Origin of the sequence: Bartonella sp. AA74HLJMH, assembly GCF_042197045.1 — a bacterium.
GTDB lineage: Bacteria > Pseudomonadota > Alphaproteobacteria > Rhizobiales > Rhizobiaceae > Bartonella.
Window position 1 is genome coordinate 1 of the sequence record NZ_JBHIRJ010000147.1, and the last position, 632, is coordinate 632.

1 pseudogene is annotated in these 632 nt (G+C 39.2%); it reads right to left on the reverse strand.

Going from position 1 to position 632, the window contains the following annotated elements:
• Positions 1-632 (reverse strand): annotated as a pseudogene (locus tag ACFINH_RS10260) (hypothetical protein); the annotation flags it as partial.

A 632-nucleotide genomic window follows, 5' to 3' on the forward strand; every position in this document is an offset into this window, starting at 1 on the left:
CCAATAGTGATAACTTTTGTCTTTTCATCCTGCTTGGCAAGGCTATCACTGACTACATTGGTCACATCATTGTGAACATTCGTAATAGAACTTGCAACACCTGCAAGTGCTTCCGATACACTATTGTAAACCTTTTCCTCACCAGTGCTACCATCATCATTGACAGTTTTAAGTTTGAAGGTGGGTGCAACCCATTCTCCCTTTTCATTATAACCTGCACCTCCACCAAAATAGGTCGCAACTGTTTGATTGATTGAATAAAGCTGATTGCCCGTGATCGCTTCTGTCGAACCTTTAGAAATTTCTCCATCTAATAGAAACTTCAATTTGCTATTGTTTCCTTCCGTTCCATGCTTAGCTACAAATGCATTGGCTTCATTATTCCAATTCAAAGAATCCTGTGCTACCCCTTCAGAAACTTCCTTAATCCTCTGATTGACATTCTTGATATTTGTATCAAGTCCTTCAAAAGCTGAACCAACATTGGTAAAAGGTTTGGCTGTTATCTTACCATCTTTATCAATCTCCGATAAACTATAGGTCGGCCCTGTAAACGCACCATTATTAAAAGCTGCATTGCCCCCTAAATAAGTAACAACCTTATTATTCGTTTCAAAAAGCTGACCACCCGT